Annotated in this window: 15 protein-coding genes; 6 read left to right on the top strand and 9 right to left on the bottom strand. The window is 70.4% G+C overall.

Going from position 1 to position 19,735, the window contains the following annotated elements:
- Positions 1-14: 14 nt before the first annotated feature.
- The 5 genes from AC3EO4_RS38570 to AC3EO4_RS38550 are packed head-to-tail and all read left to right on the top strand — an operon-like array spanning position 15 to position 10,445.
- On the top strand, positions 15-6,974 hold the full coding sequence (locus tag AC3EO4_RS38570) for an amino acid adenylation domain-containing protein (RefSeq protein WP_431900389.1): 6,960 nt from the start codon (positions 15-17) through the stop codon (positions 6,972-6,974).
- A 1-nt stretch (position 6,975) separates the two neighbouring features.
- On the top strand, positions 6,976-7,983 hold the full coding sequence (locus AC3EO4_RS38565) for a 3-oxoacyl-[acyl-carrier-protein] synthase III C-terminal domain-containing protein (RefSeq protein ID WP_431900387.1): 1,008 nt from the start codon (positions 6,976-6,978) through the stop codon (positions 7,981-7,983).
- A gap of 13 nt (positions 7,984-7,996) precedes the next feature.
- On the top strand, positions 7,997-8,236 hold the full coding sequence (locus AC3EO4_RS38560; RefSeq protein WP_379575654.1) for an acyl carrier protein: 240 nt from the start codon (positions 7,997-7,999) through the stop codon (positions 8,234-8,236).
- Entirely contained in the window at positions 8,233-9,420 is a 1,188-nt protein-coding gene (locus tag AC3EO4_RS38555; RefSeq protein ID WP_431900386.1) for an acyl-CoA dehydrogenase family protein, read from the top strand. The genes AC3EO4_RS38560 and AC3EO4_RS38555 overlap by 4 nt, the downstream gene beginning before the upstream one ends.
- Entirely contained in the window at positions 9,417-10,445 is a 1,029-nt protein-coding gene (locus AC3EO4_RS38550; protein WP_431900385.1) for an HAD-IIIC family phosphatase, read from the top strand. The genes AC3EO4_RS38555 and AC3EO4_RS38550 overlap by 4 nt, the downstream gene beginning before the upstream one ends.
- Positions 10,446-10,462: 17 nt before the next feature.
- Here AC3EO4_RS38550 and AC3EO4_RS38545 read toward each other — a convergent pair whose 3' ends face one another.
- On the bottom strand, positions 10,463-11,536 hold the full coding sequence (locus AC3EO4_RS38545; RefSeq protein WP_431900383.1) for an IS110 family RNA-guided transposase: 1,074 nt from the start codon (positions 11,534-11,536) through the stop codon (positions 10,463-10,465).
- A 233-nt stretch (positions 11,537-11,769) separates the two neighbouring features.
- On the opposite strand from AC3EO4_RS38545, the gene AC3EO4_RS38540 reads away from it, so the two are divergent.
- Positions 11,770-12,663, top strand: a complete 894-nt coding sequence (locus AC3EO4_RS38540; protein WP_431900382.1) for a 3-hydroxyacyl-CoA dehydrogenase family protein — start codon at positions 11,770-11,772, stop codon at positions 12,661-12,663.
- A 189-nt stretch (positions 12,664-12,852) separates the two neighbouring features.
- Here the strand turns inward: AC3EO4_RS38540 and AC3EO4_RS38535 are convergent, their stop codons facing one another.
- The 8 genes from AC3EO4_RS38535 to AC3EO4_RS38500 form a co-directional block, all read right to left on the bottom strand.
- Positions 12,853-13,974, bottom strand: a complete 1,122-nt coding sequence (locus AC3EO4_RS38535; protein WP_379575649.1) for a helix-turn-helix transcriptional regulator — start codon at positions 13,972-13,974, stop codon at positions 12,853-12,855.
- Entirely contained in the window at positions 13,964-15,361 is a 1,398-nt protein-coding gene (locus AC3EO4_RS38530; protein WP_431900380.1) for an alpha/beta fold hydrolase, read from the bottom strand. The genes AC3EO4_RS38535 and AC3EO4_RS38530 overlap by 11 nt, the downstream gene beginning before the upstream one ends.
- On the bottom strand, positions 15,361-15,897 hold the full coding sequence (locus AC3EO4_RS38525) for a hypothetical protein (RefSeq protein ID WP_431900378.1): 537 nt from the start codon (positions 15,895-15,897) through the stop codon (positions 15,361-15,363). Before AC3EO4_RS38525 ends, AC3EO4_RS38530 begins: the two co-directional genes overlap by 1 nt.
- Positions 15,898-15,929: 32 nt before the next feature.
- Positions 15,930-16,481, bottom strand: coding sequence for a hypothetical protein (locus AC3EO4_RS38520; RefSeq protein ID WP_431900377.1), 552 nt, complete (start codon positions 16,479-16,481; stop codon positions 15,930-15,932).
- Positions 16,471-16,959 (bottom strand): RNA polymerase sigma factor, encoded by a 489-nt coding sequence (locus tag AC3EO4_RS38515; protein WP_379575645.1) that lies wholly within the window; start codon positions 16,957-16,959, stop codon positions 16,471-16,473. Before AC3EO4_RS38515 ends, AC3EO4_RS38520 begins: the two co-directional genes overlap by 11 nt.
- Before the next feature lie 249 nt (positions 16,960-17,208).
- Positions 17,209-17,664, bottom strand: coding sequence for a group II intron maturase-specific domain-containing protein (locus tag AC3EO4_RS38510; RefSeq protein ID WP_431900375.1), 456 nt, complete (start codon positions 17,662-17,664; stop codon positions 17,209-17,211).
- A gap of 164 nt (positions 17,665-17,828) precedes the next feature.
- Positions 17,829-18,809 (bottom strand): aldo/keto reductase, encoded by a 981-nt coding sequence (locus AC3EO4_RS38505; protein WP_431900373.1) that lies wholly within the window; start codon positions 18,807-18,809, stop codon positions 17,829-17,831.
- On the bottom strand, positions 18,797-19,723 hold the full coding sequence (locus tag AC3EO4_RS38500; RefSeq protein ID WP_431900371.1) for an EamA family transporter: 927 nt from the start codon (positions 19,721-19,723) through the stop codon (positions 18,797-18,799). Before AC3EO4_RS38500 ends, AC3EO4_RS38505 begins: the two co-directional genes overlap by 13 nt.
- Positions 19,724-19,735 lie beyond the last annotated feature (12 nt).

Here is a 19,735-nt window from a genome sequence, read left to right as displayed (position 1 = left end):
GGCGAGGTAACGACATGAACCGGGACGCGGTGGCGATCATCGGAGTGGCCTTGTCCCTGCCGGGCGCCGACGACCTGGACGCCCTGCACGACGGATTGGGCGCCGGGCACAGCAGACTCTGTGAGCCGGCCGACGAAAGGGTCCGCCACGCGGGCGGCGACGTCGGCACCGCCTACGTGCCGGGCGGGTATCTGGACCGTATCGACCTCTTCGACCACCGGTTCTTCGGCATCTCCCGGCGCGAGGCCGAGCTGATGGACCCGCATCAGCGGCTCACACTCCAACTGGTTCACCGGGCCGTGGAGAACGCCGGGTACGCGACCCGCTCGTTGCGGGGGACGCGCACGGCGGTCGTGCTCAGCGCGCCCCGCCCCGAGTACGCCACCCTGTTCAGCGAGGACGACCCGCAGCAGATCCTCGGGACCCTGCCCGCCGCGACTGCCGCCCGCGTCGCGTACCTGCTGGACCTGGCGGGCCCGGTGCTCGCGGTGGACACCGCGTGCAGCGGCAGCCTGGCCGCGCTCGCCGACGCGGTGGGGCAGCTCCGCGCGGGGCGGGCGGACCTGGCGATCGCGGGCGGGCTCAGCGTGCAGGCGCTGCTGCGGCCCGCCGCTCAGTACGATCCGCTGCCCGGCATCGAATCCCCCAGCGGCGTCTGCCGCCCGTTCGACGCCGATGCCGACGGCACCGTGGGCGGTGAAGGCGGCGGCTTCGTCCTGCTCAAACCACTCGCGGCCGCCGTCGCCGACGGAGATCACGTCCACGCGGTGCTGCGCGGCGTCGCGGTCAACCACAACGGCTACCGGGCCACCGCCCTCAGCGCACCCAGCCAGGACGCCCAGAGCGAACTGCTCACCGCCGCCTGGCGGGACGCGGGTCTGTCCGTGTCCGACGCCGGGTACATCGAGTGCCACGGGTCCGGTACGCCGCTTGGTGACCTGGTGGAGGTGGGCGGGCTGCGCCAGGCGTTGGAGGGCGCGGGCAGGACCGTGCTGATCGGCGGTGCCAAGGGCAACGTGGGCCATCTCGACCACGCCTCGGGCATGGCGGGCCTGTTCCGGGTCCTGGCCGGGTTGCGGCACGCCACGCTCTACCCGACCGCCGGGTTCCGCACCCCCCACCCGTCACTCGTCCCGGAGGAACCGGTCAGAGTGTCCGTCGATCGGCAGCCGTGGCCGTCCGCGCCGGACGGTGGCCCGCGCCGTGCCGGTGTCAGCTCCTTCGGCCTGACCGGGACCAACGTGCACGCCGTGGTGGAGGAGCAGTCCCGGCCCCGGCCGCGCTCGGACCGCGTCCGCCCGGCCGCCGAACTGGTCACCCTCTCGGCCGCCTCCCCGGAGGCCTACGTCCGGTACGCGCGGAGCCTTGGCGAATTCCTGAAGACCACGGACGACGACCTGGCCACCGTCGCCCACGCGCTCAACCGGGGGCGCGACGATCACCCGTGGCGGCGGGCCTTCGCGGTGCGAGACCTCCCAGAGTTCGCCGACGCGCTGCTCGGCGCTCAGCCGCCCACGCAGCCGGTTCCGGATCGGGCGCCGCCACTCGTCCTGCTGTTCTCGGGCGACGGCGACGTAGGCGACACGGCGACGGGCGACGCGCTCTGGCACACCCTGCGTAAGGACTTTCCCGCGCTCGCCGACGAGGAGGACCGGCTCTTCGGAGCGGGCGACCGCGGCGCTCAGGTCCTGCTGAGGCGGCACCTAGCCCTGTACGGCTTGGCCAGGTCCCTGGGGCTGGACACCGGCAGGCTGGTGGGCTCCGGACCGGGAAATCTCGCGGTACAGGTCATCCGGGGGCAGATATCGCCCGAGGACGCCTGGCGCGACGCGACGCACCTGGAGCGCACCGCGGACGTCGACGACGCCGGACTCCGCAGGGCCGTACGGGACTTCGACCGGGACGGCGTCCTTCTGCTGGAGCTCGGCGGCGACGGCGTCCTGTCACGCCGAATCAGAGAGCTCGCGCCCGAACTCACCGTGCTCCCCTTCCTCAGCGGCGGTTGTGTGCTGGACGCCCTGGCACGGCTCTACGAGCAGGGGGCGACCATCGACTGGGACCGCCACTACGAGGGCGCGGGAATCCGCCGCACCGAGGTCCCGACGTACCCCTTCGAACCCGACTCCTGCTGGTACCGGCCGCCGGAGGACACCACGGTCACGGCGTCCGGCCCGGCACCGGACGCGGCGGACGCGGCGGAGATCCGGCGCGGGGTCGCCGACATCTGGTCGCACATCCTCAAAGCCCCCGACATCGGCCCGGATTCGGACTACTTCGCCCTCGGCGGCAGCTCCATCGCGGGCATCACCTTCCTCCGCGAGTCCGAGAGCCGCTTCGGTGTCAGGCCCACCTTCGCCGACCTCTACGAGCACCGCACGGTACGGGAGATGGCCGGCCTGATCGCCGCCCGCCTGACAGCCCCGGGCGAAACCCCCGCGGACGGAAGGATCGCGAGGCTGCCCGCGGGGGCCCGGATCCCGCTCTCGTACAACCAGGAACAACTCTGGTACCTCGATCGGCTGGCCTCGCCGGGACCGCTCTACAACATCCCCGGCGACCTGCGCCACCGCGGCCCACTGGACCACGAGGCGCTCCGGGCCGCCTTGCTCGACGTGGTCGCGCGGCACGAGGTGCTGCGCACCCGCGTCCTGGACGACATGGGCCGCCCGTATGTGCTTTTCGACGCCCCTGCCCCCGCTCTCACCGTGGTCGATCTGCGTGGATCGGTGGACCCTGAGACGGAGGCCCGCCGGCTCGCCCACGACGAGGCCATCGCCCCCTTCGACCTGTCGTCCGGCCCCCTCCTCCGCACAACTCTGCTGCAGGTGGCCGACGACGAGCACATCCTGCTCTGCACGTGGCACCACATCGTTTTCGACGGCTGGTCGCCCACCGTGTTCTTCCGCGACCTCGGCGCTTACTACACCGCCCGGCTGACCCGACAACCTGCCACGCTGCCCGAACTCACCTGCGGATACGGTGACTTCGCCGCCTGGCAGCGCGAGGTGCTGACCGGCGATCGGCTGGAGCGGGGACTGCGGTTCTGGCGCGAGGAACTGGCCGACCTGCGGACCACCGAGCTACCGCTGGACCGGCCGCGCCCTGTGGTCGAGACCCATGCGGGCGCCCTGCTGCCGTTCAGCCTCTCCGCGGAACACGCCCTGGCGCTCCGCGAGTTCAGCAGGCAGGAGGGCGTGACCACCTTCGTCACGATGCTTTCCGTCGTGGACGCGCTGCTGCACCTGTGGGCCGGCCAGAAGGACGTCGTGGTCGGGGGTGCCACCTCGGGCCGCTCCCACCCGGACACCCACGAAATGATCGGGTATTTCAACAACGGGCTGCCCTTCCGTACCCGCGTCGACGAGGACCTGACCTTCCGTGAGCTGGTACGGCGCTGCGCACAGACGGTGGCAGGCGTACTGGACCATGAGGAGATTCCGTTCGGGAAGATCGTCGCGGATCTGGGCGGACGCCGGGATCCGTCACGGCATCCCGTGTTCACCGTCTCCTACATACACCAGAACACCGCCGGGCACTTCAGCGCACCGGCCTCGCTCGACCTGGCGCCCGCGGGCGGCACGATTGGCGGTGTCGCGCCCGGCACCTCCAAGGTCGACCTCACCATCGGGCTGAACGACGAGCCGGACAGCCCGATGACGGGCTACCTGGAGTACGCCGTCGACCTCTTCGACCTGTCGACCGCGGAGCAACTGGCCACGTTCTTCCAGGACCTCGTCGGCGCTGCCGTGGACGACCCGGACCGCCGGCTGGCCGAACTCGCCGCCAAGGCGCCGGAGCGCTCCAGCGACTCCGTACTGCACGGCCAGGCGCTGTCCGTACTGCACGGCCAGGCGCTGTCCGTACTGCGCGGCCGGGAGCGCCCGGTCGCACCGCTGTCCGTGCACAGGGCGGTGAAGCGGTGGGCGGCCAGCCACCCCGACCGGCCCGCCGTGGTCGACTCAGAAGCAGGCCGTACTCTCAGCTACGGGGAACTGGACTCCCGCGCCGAGGACCTCGCGCGGCGGCTGGTCGCCGCCGGTGTCACGGCCGGCACCCCCGTTCCCGTCGTCGCCGGGCGAGGCCTGGACCTGGTGACCGGATGGCTGGGTGTGCTGAAGGCGGGCGGGGCCTTCGTGCCGATCGACACCGGTCTGCCAGAAGCCCGGATGGCCGAACTGCTGACCGGACTCGGCAACCCACTCACCGTGCTGGGAGAGGGACAACGACGTCCCGTGGCAATTGAGGTGATCCCCGTCGCGGGGGGCCGCGTCCATGAGGGCGTTCTGCCGCCCGACCCGCCGCCGGACTCCCTCGCCTACATCGCGCACACCTCGGGCACCACCGGCAGGCCGCACGGCTGCGAGGTCACCCACGCCAGCCTCGGCAACCTGCTCACCTGGTACGCGGCGACGACAGGGCTGGGCCGGCAGGACCGGGTGGCCCAGGTTCTCGCCACCGGCCTCGACGCCGCCGTACTGGAGACGCTCTCGGCGCTGTCCCAGGGCGCCGCCCTGCACGTTCTGCACAATGCGGCACGCCCGCCCGCCGACCTGCTGCGCTGGATGGCGCGGGAGCAGATCACCGTGGCCTGCCTGGCCGCCCCGCTGGGCGAGATGGTGCTGGGTGACCTCCCGGACGTGCCGGGCCTGCGGCTTCGGGTGCTGAGCATAGGGGGGGACAGGTTGCGGGTGCGCCCTCCGGCACACGCGCCCTTCCGCACACTCAATCACTACGGCCCCACGGAGTGCGCCGTCGTCGCCACCTGGGCAGAAGTGGCCCCAGATCCGGCCGACACCCTGCCAGGCATCGGCCGGCCCGTGGACAACTGCGCCGCCTACGTCCTGCGCGCCGACGGCAGGCCCTGCGCGCCAGGCGAACAGGGCGAGCTGTACATCGGCGGGGCGGCCGTCGGCCGCGGCTACCACGGGCTCCCCGGCGCCACCGCCGCCCGCTTCGTCGCCGACCCGTTCTCTGATCGCCCGGGGGCCAGGATGTACCGAACCGGGGACCTCGCCAGGCTCGGCCCGGACGGCTCCCTCGTCTTCGAAGGCCGCGGCGACCAGCAACTGGAGATCCGCGGCTACCGCGTCGAGCCCATCGAGATCGAGCGCGTACTGCTCGAACACCCCGGCGTGCGGGAGGCCGTGGTCCTGCCCGACACCGGCCCGCGCGGCGCCGTACGCATGGCAGGACACGTGGCAGGAGAGCCAAGGCTCGACTCCGGCGCTCTCCGCGGATGGCTGGCGGAACGACTGCCCGCGCACATGGTCCCCAGCCGGATCATCGTCCACGACCGGCTGCCCCAGACGCCCAACGCGAAGACCGACAGGAAAAGGATGATGGAGATGGCCACTCGCCCGGCCCCCCTTCTGCCCGCGGCGGAAGGCACACCCGACCCGGAGCGGACGCTCAGCCTGATCTGGGCTGAGCTGCTGGGCCGCGAATCGGTGCACCCCCACGACGACTTCTTCGAGATCGGCGGGGACTCCCTGCTGAGCGTCGCGGTCGCGGCCCGCGCGGAGAGCGCGGGCCTGTCGATCACCCCGCAGGACGTCCTGGAGCGGCCGAGGCTGCGGGACCTCGCCGCCGGGGTGCTGCCTTCGCCGGCGGACGGCCCCCCGCCCCCGGACTCCTCGACGCCGATCCCGCTGACCCCGCTCATGCACGGCATGCTGGACCGCGCGAAGGACACCGCCAAGGACTTCGTCGTGGTGGAGGTTCTGGAGATCGCGGCAGGAGTACGGAGCGACGCGGTGCGCCATGCCGCCGCCACCCTCCTCGACCTTCACGAACCGCTCCGCTACCGGGTGCGGCGCAACGCCGCGGGATGGCGGATCGACGTGGGTACCGCCCGGCCCCACGACGTCCTGGACGTCACGGTGCTGCCCGCCATGGGGGAGAGCGCCGAGCTCGCGGTGCTGGAGAGCGACAAGGACGAGCTGCTGAAAGACATCAACCCCGCCAGGGGCGCGATGCTGCGGATGCGCTTCTACGACCGGGGCTCCGCCCGTACCGGTCTGCTCACGCTGGTCGTCCATCACTTCGCCTACGACCACACCTCGGCGGTCCCACTGCTGGAGGACTTCAACGCCGCGCTGCGCGACTCCGGGCCGGCCCCTCGCCAGGACCCCGCCACCCGCGCCGCCTGGAGCCGGTGGAGCAGGCATCTGACCGAGATGTCCACGAGCGACGAAGTCGCGGCGGAGGCCGGCTACTGGGCCGCGGTGCTGGAGGGCGGCCGGACCACCGGCCGCCTGCCCACGGGACTCGAACCATCGAGCTCGCCCTCGCCCCCGGGAGTGCTGCGCAGGGTGCTGCCAGCGGACCGCGTCGCTCCTGCGCTCGCCATCAGCGGTACGGCGGGCCGAACCGCTGCCACCGCCGCGGTGGCCTGTGCGTGGAGCCGGTGGACGGGGCGCGCCGACGCCTATCTGATGCTGGTCGGCGAGGCCACCCACAACCCCTTCCGCCCGTATGGCAGGTCCCGGTCGATCGGCTGGTTCACCAGCTCATACCCGGCGGTGATCCCGGTTGCGGAGGGACAGCGGGCCGACGACGCCCTCGCCTCGGCCACCGACTACCTGCATGCCGTACCCAACGATGGGGTTGGGTACGGCATGCTGCGCCAGCTCAGTGCGGCCACCCCGATGACCGAGCGGATCCGCGCGCTCCCCGAGCCCGCCGTCCTGGTCGAACACACCGCGACCGGGGGAGAGGCGCTGCGGGTCGGCCGCGGTGCCGCGTGGATACGCTCCGTGCCGCTCATGGTCGAGCACCGTTCGCTGCTCGCCTGGCTACCGGTCGCCGTGTCCAGCATGCTGAGCGACGGCGAGCTGGTCATCCACCTCGCGCACGACGGGCAGCTCCCCACCGCTCGCATGGAGGAACTCGCCGACCACCTCGCAGACGCGTTCGCCGAACTCGCTGGAAAGCCAGAACCAGCGGGGCAGCCTGACCTGGCCGGAGAGCGATGACGTGGTCGCGCCCCTGGCTGTCCGGGCCGCGGCCTGGCACCTGCCCGACCGGTCCACGCCCCTCACCGCACTCCCCGAACTCCCGGCCCTCACCCCGCAGGAGCGGGAGACCCTGACCGGCCTGGGCATCGAACAGGTCCTGACGGACGACACCCTCGACGACCATGACCTGGCGGCCACCGCAACCCGGCAGGTCCTGACGGACACAGGACTGCGCCCCGAGGACATCGACGCTCTGATCCTGGTGGAGCCGCGCGCCCCGCAGGACCTGCTGATCTCGGCGGCGACCCGGCTCCAGGAGACGCTAGGCCTGCACCAGGCCCTCACCTTCTCGGTGGGCGGCCTGGGCTGCGCATCCCTGACCCCCGCGCTCCTGGCAGCGCGCGGACTGCTCGCCGCCGACCCCGAGCTGCACCACGTACTGGTGGCCCACGGCAGCAAACCGGCGACCCCGGGCCGCTACCGCCACCCGGTCACCCTGAACGGCGACAGCGGCCAGGCACTCCTGCTCGCCCGCACGGGCCCCGTCCGGGTGCTCGACCTGCTCCAGGAGACGAACGGTTCGTACTGGGACCTCTTCCGCGTCGACTTCCGCGACAGGTCGGTGGCCGACTGGCGCGAGGAGTGCCGGAACACCGCCGACTACTCCTTCCGCCTCGCGGTGGAGTCCCGCAACAGGCTGCGCGACCTGCTCGCACGCCTCCTGGAACGCAGCGGGATGCGCCCCACGGACCTGGCGGGGCTGGCCGTGCAGAACCTCTCCGCGGGCGGTCACGCGTTCGTCCGGGAGACGCTGGGAGTGGAGCTCCTGCCCTCCTGCGCGGAGAACCTGCGGCGCTACGGACATCTGGGCTCGAACGACTCGCTGTTGAACCTCTACACGGCGTGGGAGGACAAGCACGTGGTCGACGGAGACCGCGTCGTGGTGGTCAGTACGAGTCCAGTCGCCGCGTGGAGCATCCTGCTCGTCGAAATCGGCCACACCGGCGCAACCACACACCTTCTCTAAGGGCAGGAAGAGCGTGAAGCAGGCCATTGACGTAGAGATCCAAGGATTCCTCGAATCCGCCCTGGGCCAGGCAATCACCCCCGACGAGGACTATTTCGCCAAGGGAATCGCGGATTCCCTCTTCGCCCTGGAACTGGTCACGTTCCTGGAGCACAGGTTCGGCTTCGAGATCGGTGTGGACGACCTGAGTCTGGACCACTTCCGTACGGTGTCCGATGTCGCCGCCTTCGTCAGGAAGAAGACAGCCTCGTGATCGGCGCCGAGGCCGCCGGCTTCGCGCGCTTCGCGGCCGCGCACGCCGGCGACTGGGACCGGCACGGACGGCTGCCCAGGGACGTACGCCAAGCTCTGGGCAGGACGGGACTGCTGGGCGCCGACATCCCGGCCCGGTACGGCGGGCTTGGCGGCGACCAGGCCGACCTGGGCGAACTCTGCGCACAGATCGGCGGAGCCTGCAGCGCGCTGCGCGGCCTGGTCACCGTCCAGGCGATGGTCGCGGCTGCCCTGTCCCGCTGGGGGACCGACGCGCAGCGCACCCGCTGGCTGCCCGGCCTGGCCACCGGACGCACGATCGCCGGATTCGCCGCCACCGAACCCGGCGCGGGCACCGACCTGGCCGCCGTACGCACCCAGATCCGCGAGGACGGCGACTGGATCCACGTGACCGGCACCAAGAGATGGGTCACCTTCGGCCGCACGGCGGACGTCTTCCTGGTCCTCGGCGCCTCCGCGGGCGGTCCCACGACGGTCCTCGTCGACGGGCGGCTGCCGGGAGTCCGGCGCGAGCCCGTCGAGGGCCAACTGGGCATGCGGGCCGCCGAGATCGCGCACCTGAGCTTCGACGATGTCCGGGTGCCTCGCGACAATCTCGTGGCGCCCGTGGGCCTGGGCTTGTCGCACGTCGTGGCCACCGCCCTGGATCACGGGCGGTTCACCGTCGCCTGGGGATGCGTCGGCATGGCCGAGTCCTGCCTGGACGCGGCGGCCGCACACGCCGTCCGCCGCACCCAGGCCGGGATCGCGCTCGCCGAGCACCAACTGGTCAGGGCGGAACTCGCGCGCGCCGCGGTGGAGAGCGCCGCCGCCCGCGAACTGTGCGCGCGGGCCACCCGGCTGCGTACCCAGCGCGCCCCCGAGGCCGTGGCCGCCACGATCATGGCCAAGTACGCGGCGGCCCGGGCGGCGGGCTCGGTCAGCCGGGCCGCGGTGCGGCTGCTCGGCGCGGCCGGCTGCGATCCGGACAGCGCCGTCGGACGCTTCTCCCGTGATGCGCAGGTCATGGAGATCATCGAGGGCTCCGCCCACGTCGCGGAGCTGCACATCGCCGACCGGTTGCTGCGACGGCACAGCTTTCAGCCCGGCGCCCCCGCCCGCGATCTCGCGAAGACGGCCCCAAGACCTCAGCCCCGCGATTTCGAGAAGGAGACCGCCCCATGACCGCAGAGGTGAAGTGCCTGGTGTGGGACCTGGACGACACCCTGTGGGACGGCACGGTGCTGGAGGGCGACCGGCCCGTCCCGTTCCACGAGGCCGTGTCCGCGCTGCGAACCCTGGACGAACGCGGCGTCCTGCACGCCGTGGCCAGCCGCGGCGACCGTGCGAGAGCCCTGGACCACCTGATCGAACAAGGGCTGGACGGCCTGTTCACCCTGGAGGAGATCGGCTGGGGTCCCAAGTCGGAAGCCCTGCGCCGGATCGCCGACACCCTCGGCATCGGCGTCGACAGCGTGGCCTTCATCGACAACGACCCGCTGGAACGCGCGGAGGTGAGTGCCGCCCTGCCCGCCGTACGTACGTATCCGGCGGAAGCCGCGGGCTCCCTCGCCGGACTCCCGGAGTTCCGTACGGGACCGGTGACCGAGGAGTCCAGGCAGCGCCGCCTGCTCTACCGGCGGGAGGCCGAGCGCAGGCGGGCGAAGGAGAGCTACACCGGCCCCCCGGCGGAGTTCCTCGCCACGCTCGGCCTGGAGCTGGCCGTACGCAGAGCAGCCGAGCACGACCTCGTCCGGGCCAGCGAGCTGACCGTTCGCACCCACCAGCTCAACACCACCGGCCGCACCTACGACTTGGCGGAGCTGCGCGCACTCTGTGACTCGCCCTCCCATCAGGTGCTCGTCGCCGACCTGACCGACCGCTTCGGCGCGTACGGCACCGTGGGTCTGGCCCTCACTGAGCACCGCGAGGACACGAGCTGCCTCCAGCTCCTGCTGCTGTCCTGCCGGGTGATGTCACGCGGGGTGGGACCGGCGCTGATCGGCCATCTGGTGCGGGACGCGCTGGCCACGGGCCGCCGCCCCACCGCGGAGTTCGTCCCGACGGAGGTCAACCGCGTCATGCTGGTAAACCTGAGGTTCAGCGGATTCGAGGTACTGAGCCGAACCGGGGACACCCTGCTCCTCGGGTACGGCAGCGCGAGCCCCCCACCGGCGACGACCGGTCCGGTACGGGTGGTGTGCCGATGACACCCCCTACGTCAACCTCACGCCGCATTTTGGCCGGTCAGTTGCTTGGTGAGGGCTGCTGCGGACCTGTGTTGTTCGGGGTCGTACGGCCTGCCGTCGAGCCAGCAGCGGTAGATCACGCGGATCCATGCGTGGGCCAGGACGCGAATGGCGTGCGGGTGGTCCTTGCCCGAGGCGCGGGCCTGCTCGTAGATCTTCTTGGCCCAAGGGCTGGCGTGCCGGCTGTTGTCGGCGAAAGTGGTCATCGCCTGCCGGAAGCGTTTGTTGCAGGCCCAGCGGAAGTGCACCGCGCGGTGCTTGCCGGACTCTTTGGTGACCGGGGTGCACCCGGCCAGCGCGGCAACCGAATCGGCGCTCTCGTCAGCTGGACGGCAGTCGCCCTCCTCGGTGAGCATCTGGGCGGCGTTGATCTGACCCGACCTTGGCAGCGACGTGAAGACCTCACCGTCCGGATGCTCCCCGAGGTGGGCGGCGGTCGACCGATCGAGATCCTTGATCGCCGGCCGCGCCGCCGAGGTCGGGGTGGGATAGCGGGTCAAGAACTCCAGGCTGATCCGCGATTCGACGTCGGCGAACAGCGCCAGGGCGCCGGGCCAGTAGGCGGCAAGCAGCGCCGACACCTGGTTGGTGGCCGCCACCCGGGCCTCGACCAGATCACCGCGGGTGCGCACCACGGTGCGCACGGCCTTGGTGTGGTCGGAGTACGGCGCGGCCACGCGCAACCGACGCTGACGAGCCCGCAGATAATCCGCGACCACCTCGGCATTCCTGAGATCGTTCTTGGCGCCCGAGGGCCCCTCACTCTCGCGCCACACCTTGATCGCGTTCGGCTTGACCGGGACCACGGGATGCCCGGCCTCCAACAGCAGATCGACCAGGCGGCCGTTCGGGCGCCCGATCGGGATCGGAAGCTGCCCGGCCGGGCCGAACTTGGCCGGACGGCGCACCAGGCGGGCGATCGCGTCCGCCGCATGCCCGATCACGAACCCGGTCACCACCTCCCCGGACGGGTCCATCACACAGACCGCGTGCTCATCGACGGCCCAGTCGACTCCGACGAACATCAGCGCCCGGGGCAGCGCAAGCGACACGACAACTCCTCACGGCGGCAGCGACGACTCGGCGAGGAGGCTGACAGCTGGGTGGTCACTAACCGGCGCTCTACGGCGCGTCCCTCTGTTGCCAGTTCACAGCCCCGGGGAAATCGGGGGCGGCGGTGTCATCGAGGCCCTTCACAGGCGACCGAACCAGGCCGTCACCCCGGCTCCCGCCGAGTCCCTTCCACAAGACCCTATGCGGGCCCCGCAGTAAGGATGGTGCCCTAGTGACCGGGGTTGGCATCGTCGGCGCCGGGACCATGGGCGTGGGCGTGGCCCAGTGCGCGGCCGAAGCGGGACACCAGGTGGTGGTCGTCGACAGCGACCCCGCCGCACTGGCAGCAGGGCCCGTACGGCTGCGCGACGGCATTCGGATGAGCCGCCTGCTCGGGCGCACACCACTCGAGCCCGAGGGCGCGGCAGAACGGGTGCGCTGGGTGCGCGACCCTGCTGAGCTGCACGAAGCCGGATTCGTCGTGGAATGCGTCCGCGAGCGGATCCCCGTCAAGGAGGCCGTCCTGCGGCGCCTCGACGAGGTCTGCCCGCCGGAGACCGTCTTCGCGTCCTGCACGTCCGCCGTGCCGATCACGTTGCTGGCCTCGTACACGAACAGGCCTGACCGGGTCATCGGCACGCACTTCATGAATCCGGCGCCGCTGAAGGACGCGGTCGAGGTGATCAGGTCGCCGCTCACCGGGGCGGAGACGCTGCGCCGTACGACCGAGCTGCTCGGCACGATGGGCAAGGAGGCGATCGTCGTCGGCGACGCGCCGGGGTTCGTGTCGAACCGGGTGCTGATGGCCACAGTCAACGACGCGGCCCGGGTGGTGCAGGAGGGTACGGCTGACGCGGCGGCGGTCGACCGGATCTTCCAGGAGTGCTTCGGACACGCGATGGGGCCACTGCGCACGGCGGACCTCATCGGGCTGGACACCGTGGTGGACTCGCTGCACGTCCTTCTCGAATGCACGGGCGACAAGGGCTTCGAGCCGTGCGAACTGCTCGCCGAGCTGGTGGCGGAGGGGCGTACGGGACGCAAGAGCGGCCGTGGGTTCCATACCTACCGGACTATCCAGGCCGGGAACCCTGTACCGCTTCGTAACTTATCGCGTGGTGCTTGATCTGCGGTTTTGACCTCCAAACACCGTGCGGGCAAGATCGCGGATTGTGTCGGTTCGTCTGCTGTATCTGACCTTGATTCGGGTGTTCGGTTGGCTGGTGTTGCTGGGGCGAGGTCGGACGTCGAGATCATGGTGCTCCGGCCTGGATCCCGGCGCAGGGAAAGGGCTGCTCCTCGTCTTAGGCACCGCTCAGGCCAGCAGGCGAGCCAGGCCGCGGCGGTCGTTGACGCCGAGCTTGGCGTAGATCCGGCACAGGTGGTTGCCCACCGTGCGCTGGGACACCGTGAGCAATTCGGCGATCTCCCTGTTGGTCAGGTCCCACGAGGCCAGGCGGGCGACCTCGCGTTCGCGGGCGCTCAGCTGAAGGTCCTCCTGGTCGTCGCTGCTCCGCAACCGGATGACCTTCGCCAGCCGGTGACGGGTCCGGACGGGTCCCGGCCAGGTGCGGATCACGTGCGCGTACAGGGGGTGACGCAGCCGCACTCGGGCCGCGGAACGTTCCACCATGATCAGGCCGCGCCGCTCCAGCCGCTCGGCGGCCTCGGCGGACACCAGCTTGAGCAGCGCGTCGAGGTCCAGCGGCAGGCCGAAGGCGACGAACTCCAGCACCTCGCGCTCGGCCTCGTCCACCTCTCCGATCGCCTCCTCGATCAGCTGCCGGAGCCGGTCGGTCAGCTCGATCTCCCCCTGCCACCGCCACAGGCCGCCGCTATGCGAGAGCCGCCCGGAGCGTACGAGTTCGACGAGGAACCGCGGGTTGCCCTGGGCGGCGTGCCAGAGCCGCCGGACCGTCAGCCGCTCCACCTGCCCGCCGAGCATCCCGGCCAGCAGCTGCGCCGTCTCGTGGACGGACAGCGGTCCAAGGTCGAGGCGGCGCAGGATGCCGTCCTTCCACAGCGCCAGCAGCGGGCCCGGGATCGGCGCGCCCGCCAGCGCGCTCGCCGCCAGCCGTACGCCCAGGTGCCTGACCAGGTGAGCGGCCAGCGCCGCCGAGGACGCGTCGAGCAGGTGCGCGTCCCCTACCACGAGGACCTCCCCAGCGAGGCGCTCCGCCGCCCAGCCGACCGGGTTGACCGCGTTGACCGGGTCGGGCGTACCGGGCAGCAGGTGCGCGAACGCGCCGAACGACGTCTCGGGGGCCGTGCCCACCACCCGCACCACGGATTCGCGCCACGGGACCGCCTCGGCCAGCAGCCTGCTTCTGCCCATCCCAGCCTCGCCGACGACCAAGATCCCCGTGCCTTCGTGCAGCGCGGCCCGGATCGCCTGGCGCTCTGCCGTACGGCCCGCGAACGGCACGTCAGCGCACACGTGGTCCGACCTCCTTCACGCAGCCGGTGTTCCGGAGCGGGGCGGCAGGATCGTCGATCCAGGCGTTGCGGATAGGGCGGGGGCAGTCTTCGCGGTAGGCGCCGTAGTTGCCGAACGGGATCTCCAGAAGGCGGGCGCGGGTGAGCGAGCTCGCCGCCGCCGCCACATCCTGCGCCGAGCCGCTGAAGGTGTTCAGACCACCGATGGTGATCAGCGTGGGGATGTCGGAGGCGACCGGCTCGCCGGACGGCGCCTCGCCGGCGGGCCAGACGGTGCACGCCTCCGCGTGCGGTCCGGCAGCATGCGGGCAGGTCAGCGAGTAGTACAGGCCGTGCGTCAGCCCGCCGGCGCACTCGGGCATGAACCCCACGCACATGCCCTCGTCGCTGGCCAGGCCCGCGGCGGCGCTCGCCCAGTCGGGAGGTCCGGTCACGAGTTCCGCGACCGTCTGGAGGTTGCCTCCGTAGCCCAAGGCGGAGGTGACCAGTCTCGTGAGCGCCACGTCGTCCACGACGACCTTGACGTCCCTGCCCGAGGCGGACCGCGCGGTGACGGTGACCGGCTCGTCGCGAAGCCGGGCGAGAGCGTCGTCGAACGAGCGGGGCAGGTCCTTGGTCAGCGCCCGGCAGCCGGGAGCGTCGGCGCACAGTTGGCCGGCCCTCGCCAGCACCTCGCGCAGGCGGTTGTCCGGGTCGACCCGCAGGTTGGGGAGGGCGGGGCTGTCCAGGACGACAGAGCGGATGTGCTCGGGATAGCGGCGCATGACCTCCAGGGCGAGGAGTGACGCGGTGCCGAAGCTCGTGAGGTTGACCTGTTCCAGGCCGAGTGCCTCGAGCAGATCAGCCACGTCCGCCGCGCTTTCCCGCAGACTGTAGGCGGTCAGGTCGATCCCCCGTCGCTCCAACCGGGTACGGCAGGCCCGCACACCCTCCAGCAGCGGCCCCTTCGCCTCCGCCATCCGCAGCCCGGCCAGTTCAGGAGCGATCGCCCGGACTTCCGGGCAGGCCAGGCTGGGCTCCGACAAGCCGATGCCCCGCTGGTCGAGGAAGATCACAGAACGGTGGGTCCGCGGCGCGAAGGGCGCCAGTTCTCCGTAGTTCTTGCGCTGCCCCAGCGTCTCGCCCACCACCACCATGGGATCGGGCGACGCCGTCCCGGGTGGTCCGAAGCGGATGACGAACAGCCGAACCGTCGCCCCGTCGCGCGTGGCCCGTGACTCCGGCACCGTCAGGTAGCCGCACGAGGGCTCGACGCCGACGATCTCCGCCAGGACGTCCGCGGGACAGGCGATGCCCTGATAGCCCAGCCGTGGCGTGGGCTGCTTGGCGGGTGCCTGGCTGCAGGCGGTCGCCGTCAGAAGCAGCAGGACCGCGATGATGGCGCGCATCAGGACACCTTCTCGAAGGGAGCACTGTGGAAGAAAATGGTCTGCGCCATCAGCTCGCCCGTCCTGCTGTCGCCGGCCATACCCTCGCAGGTGTCCTCTGTCATCTTCAGCCGCAGCTGGGTACCGGAGAGCCGGTAGGTGTAGGTGACCGTCCCGCAGGCGTCCGTGGCCGCCACGGTCCCAACGTCGATCACCCGGTAGGTGCCACTCCAGCCCAGTTCGTCTGGCCCGCCGTTGAAGGACTGGAACTGTGTCCAGCGGCCGCTCTGCGCCTTCACCGTGAAGACGACCCGATCCTGCGACGACATCCGCCCCGTGACGCCCGCGATCTCTTTGGCGTCGAAGCCGCCTTCCTCCAACACCGCCTCGATCCGGTCCCGCCCGACAGGGGACGTCCGATAGGTGCCCTCAGGCAATCTCGCCTCGACGGCCGCCGAGGAGCCAGGCGATAAGGCGCGCTCCTTGGCCGCCGTATCCGCGCACGCGGTCAAAGCCAGCCCGACGAGCAGTGCTGCCGACCAGTGATGCTTCCTCATACCCGTAGACAGACCCGATGCGGCGGGAAGGTTTACCGGTTCCACGTGCTCGTAGTCAACAACATCCGCCGCGCCGCACAGGTGTCCTCCACGACCGTGAAGATCAGCACGTCACCGTCACGCCGCCAGCCGTACAGCCCCTCTCCCGTGCACAGGTCGTTGTAGAAGAGGTTGGTACGCAGCCGCTCGTCGTCGAGCCGGACGTACGTGCCCGCGGGACCGGGCCCCCTGATCGTGAGCCCCGGCGGCCCGCCCACATTGGCGGACCCGTCGGCCCGGACGGTGAGGAACCACCTTCCGGCCAGGTTCAGCCCGGGCGTGTCCGGCAATTCGGCCGTGTACGTCGCCGCGAGCTCCCGCGTGACGGCCTCGTCCCGGCGCTCGGCCGAGATGGCCAGGAAGACGGGCACCAGGAGGACGATCATGGCCACCGCCACCGCCACCGCCACCGCCCCGAACAGCGGACGGAAAAGGCGGCGGCGCCGACGATGAAGCCATACCCGGACCAGCGCCCGCTCGGTGTCGGGCTCCACCCGGGCCGCGGCCGCGGCCAGCCCGTCACGGAGGCGCCGCTCAAAGGACATCGTCGACCTCCTCCTTCAGGAAGGCCGCCAGCCGCTGCCTGGCCTTGTGCAGGTGGACCTTGGCCGTCGACCGGGTGCAGCCCAGGAAGTCGGCGATCTCCGAAATCGGCCGGTCCTCGAAGTAGAAGAGCACCACCGCGGCGCGCTGGGCCGGCGGCAGTCGCAGCACCGCGGCGTGGACGTCCACCGGCACGTCGTCAGGCGTGGCCCAGCCGTCGCCGCGCCGTTCCAGCAGGTTGCGTAGGCGTTCGCGACGGGCGTGCCGCACGGCCATGCGGATGGCGACCCTGCGCACCCACGCTTCGGGCTGCTCGTACCGGGAGATCTTCGTCCAGCGTTCGAAGAGCTGGATGAACGCGTCCTGCGCGATCTCCTCCGCATGGCCGTGATCACGCAAGATCAGGTAGACCGTGCTCACAACACGCGGAAACTGCGCCCGGAAGAACCAGGCGAAACCCTCTTCGACGTCCCGCGTCACCTGCACCACCACAATCGGATACAGACATGAGACAGCCGCGGGGTTTACCAGGCAATAAGGATTTCGCCCGCTACGTCAGCGAAGAGCTTCACCCTAGTGTCGCTCAATAGGCCCACATCCTGATTGTCCACGTGCGGTCGGCCCGAGGCGCGGTGTCGGTGTTGCCACGGTCCGTTTCCTCGAGCCGCCGTCCCGAACCGGACGTGCGATTCTCACCGCATCCGGCTCTCTACGTGTCTTGCCCGGTGATCAGCTTGAAGCTGCCGGTTCGATGGTCCACGTCCACGGATTGGGAATGGCCGCTCCGCGATATCGGTAGCGGACGATAGCGACACCGGATGCGCCGCGGAAGGCTACCGATCCTTCAGCGAATCTCCAGCCCTGGTCGCAGAATCTCCGCAAGTGACTGCGAGGAATCCGGTGTTTGCGAAGGAGCCATCGAGCGATCCGCTGCCACGCATGGTGGTCGATCGCAGTGAAGGTCTTCTTGGACACGCCGTGGCGGAAGTAGTTCGCCCACCCGGCCAGCTTCTGGTTCAGTCTCCTCAAAAGCGTGCCTGTAGGTCCGTTCCGAGATCCGATCCTTGATCGCCTGGACGGCTTTCCTGGACGGCCTCGTGTAGACGACGAGCTCGTTCGTGCCCCGTTTCCGCTGGCGGCGGATGTTTGGCCAAGAAAGTCGAACCCGTCGTCGATGTGGACCACGCGAGTCTTGTCCGCTGACAGACGCAGGCCGATCCGGGCAAGAACTTCTGGAGTTGACCCGGTTTGGTGGACGTCTGATCTCTGGGGAACCCTGGTTCCCGGAAGAAGGAGTCTGCTGTGCCGAACAACTATCCGTCGGAGACTGAGTCACACCATCGCCCCGTTCAAGAGTGGCCGATGATCTGGTGTGGCCGGTAGGGGGCCTCCAGTCGGGCCGTCTCCTCTTCGCTCAGGGACACATCCACCGCCGCGATCGCGTCGTCCAGATGACCCACCTTGCTTGCCCCGACGATCGGGGCGCTTACACCAGGCCTTCCGAGTAGCCACGCGAGCGCGAACTGCGCCGGAGGCAGGCCCCGTTCGCCAGCGACCGCACGCACCTCGTCGACGACGTCGAAATCTGCGTCCTCGTACATGCTGTCGGCCAGGCGGTCGCTGCCGGACCGGACCGTACGCCGCCGACCGTCGCGTCGGCGGCTCCCGGTGAGCAGTCCGCGCGCTAGCGGGCTCCACGGGATGACCCCCACCCCCTGATCCAGGCAGAGCGGGATCATCTCTCGCTCCTCCTCCCGGTACACAAGGTTGTAGTGGTTCTGCATCGACACGAACCTGGTCCAGCCTGCCGTCTGAGCAGTGTGCTGCGCTTTGGCGAACTGCCAGGCGTACATGCTGGAGGCCCCGATGTAGCGTGCCTTGCCGGCCCGCACCACGTCGTGTAGGGCCTCCAGGGTCTCCTCGATCGGCGTCTCATAGTCCCAGCGGTGGATTTGGTACAGATCGACGTAGTCGGTTCCAAGCCTGGTGAGCGAGGCGTCGATGGCGGCCAGCACGTGTTTGCGGGACAGTCCTCGGTCGTTCGGACCCGGCCCCGTCGGGAAGTAGACCTTCGTGGCGAGAACGTAGTCGTCGCGGCGCGCGAAGAGCTTGCTGAGCAGCCGCCCGGTGATCTCCTCGCTCGCGCCGTTGGAGTACATGTCGGCGGTGTCGAAGAATGTCACACCGGCCTCGACCGCGCGCCGTACGATAGGCATGGCCGCGTCCTCGCGCAGCAGCCACTCCCAGGAACCTGGATCGCCGTACGTCATCATGCCCAGGCAGATCCGGGAGACCTGCAGTCCCGATGAGCCCAGCTTCATGTATCGCATTTCGTCTTACCTTCTTGTGAGAGCGTGGTCTTCACCGCAGTTGGAGGAGGCCGAAGTTCCCGATGGAGCGCGACTGAGAGCACCACGAGCCCGACTCCGGCGAGCTCGGCGAGTGAGGGGAGTTGCCTGAGCACCACGATGCCGATCATCGTTGCCGTGGCCGGAAGCAACGCCACCAGCAGCGCGTACGTGGAGCGAGCCATGCGTGCCATAGCGAGTTGGTCGCACACGTACGGGATCACCGACGAACAGATCCCCACCCCGATCCCGGCGGCGAGCGTGATCGGGTCGATCACCGCAGGAGCGGCCTGCCCAACCGCCACCGGCGCGACGAACACGCAGGCGACGAGCATGGCGGCGGCCAGACCGTCGATGCCGCTGACGCCGCCCAGACGCCGAGCCGTACGGTGGGCCAGCACGATGTAGGCAGCGAACAGCACCGCGTTGGCGAAGGCGAACACCAACCCCAGCGGCTCCCCGGCCAGCCGGATGCCGGTCAGCACGTAGACACCGCCGACGGCTGCCACGAGTGCCATGAGGTTACGTGCCGTACGGGCACCGAGCGCGGCCAGCACGATGACCGGCAGAAACTCGATCGCGGCGACGGTTCCCAGGGGTACGCGGGCGATCGCCAGGTAGAAACACACGTTCATCGCCGCCAGCACCGCGCCCCAGGCGATGATCGTACGACGACCCTCGGCATCGAGCCGGACGAGAGTCCGCCAGGGGCGACGCCAGAGCGCGAAAACAAGTGCGGCGCTCCAGATCCTCAGCGCCGCGACCCCGAGCGGGGCGAGCCTGGTGAACAGGAGCACGGCGAAAGCCGGGCCGAGGTAGTGGAAGACGGCGCTCCCGATGAAGTAGGTCCACGGAGGCACCGCGGAGAGGACGGCGCGAGGGCCGGTTGTCGGCATGACCCCATCGTT

Source organism: Nonomuraea sp. bgisy101 (genome assembly GCF_057708945.1).
The sequence above is the reverse complement of the archived record's forward strand: the minus strand, read 5'-3'. Positions and strand labels throughout refer to the sequence as shown.

Excerpts from the sequence above, each read along its gene's own strand:
- AC3EO4_RS38570 (WP_431900389.1), top strand. The coding sequence starts at position 15 with ATGAACCGGGACGCGGTGGCGATCATCGGAGTGGCCTTGTCCCTGCCG.
- AC3EO4_RS38550 (WP_431900385.1), top strand. The coding sequence starts at position 9,417 with ATGACCGCAGAGGTGAAGTGCCTGGTGTGGGACCTGGACGACACCCTG.
- AC3EO4_RS38530 (WP_431900380.1), bottom strand. The coding sequence starts at position 15,361 with ATGCGCGCCATCATCGCGGTCCTGCTGCTTCTGACGGCGACCGCCTGC.
- AC3EO4_RS38525 (WP_431900378.1), bottom strand. The coding sequence starts at position 15,897 with ATGAGGAAGCATCACTGGTCGGCAGCACTGCTCGTCGGGCTGGCTTTG.
- AC3EO4_RS38520 (WP_431900377.1), bottom strand. The coding sequence starts at position 16,481 with ATGTCCTTTGAGCGGCGCCTCCGTGACGGGCTGGCCGCGGCCGCGGCC.
- AC3EO4_RS38505 (WP_431900373.1), bottom strand. The coding sequence starts at position 18,809 with ATGCGATACATGAAGCTGGGCTCATCGGGACTGCAGGTCTCCCGGATC.
- AC3EO4_RS38500 (WP_431900371.1), bottom strand. The coding sequence starts at position 19,723 with ATGCCGACAACCGGCCCTCGCGCCGTCCTCTCCGCGGTGCCTCCGTGG.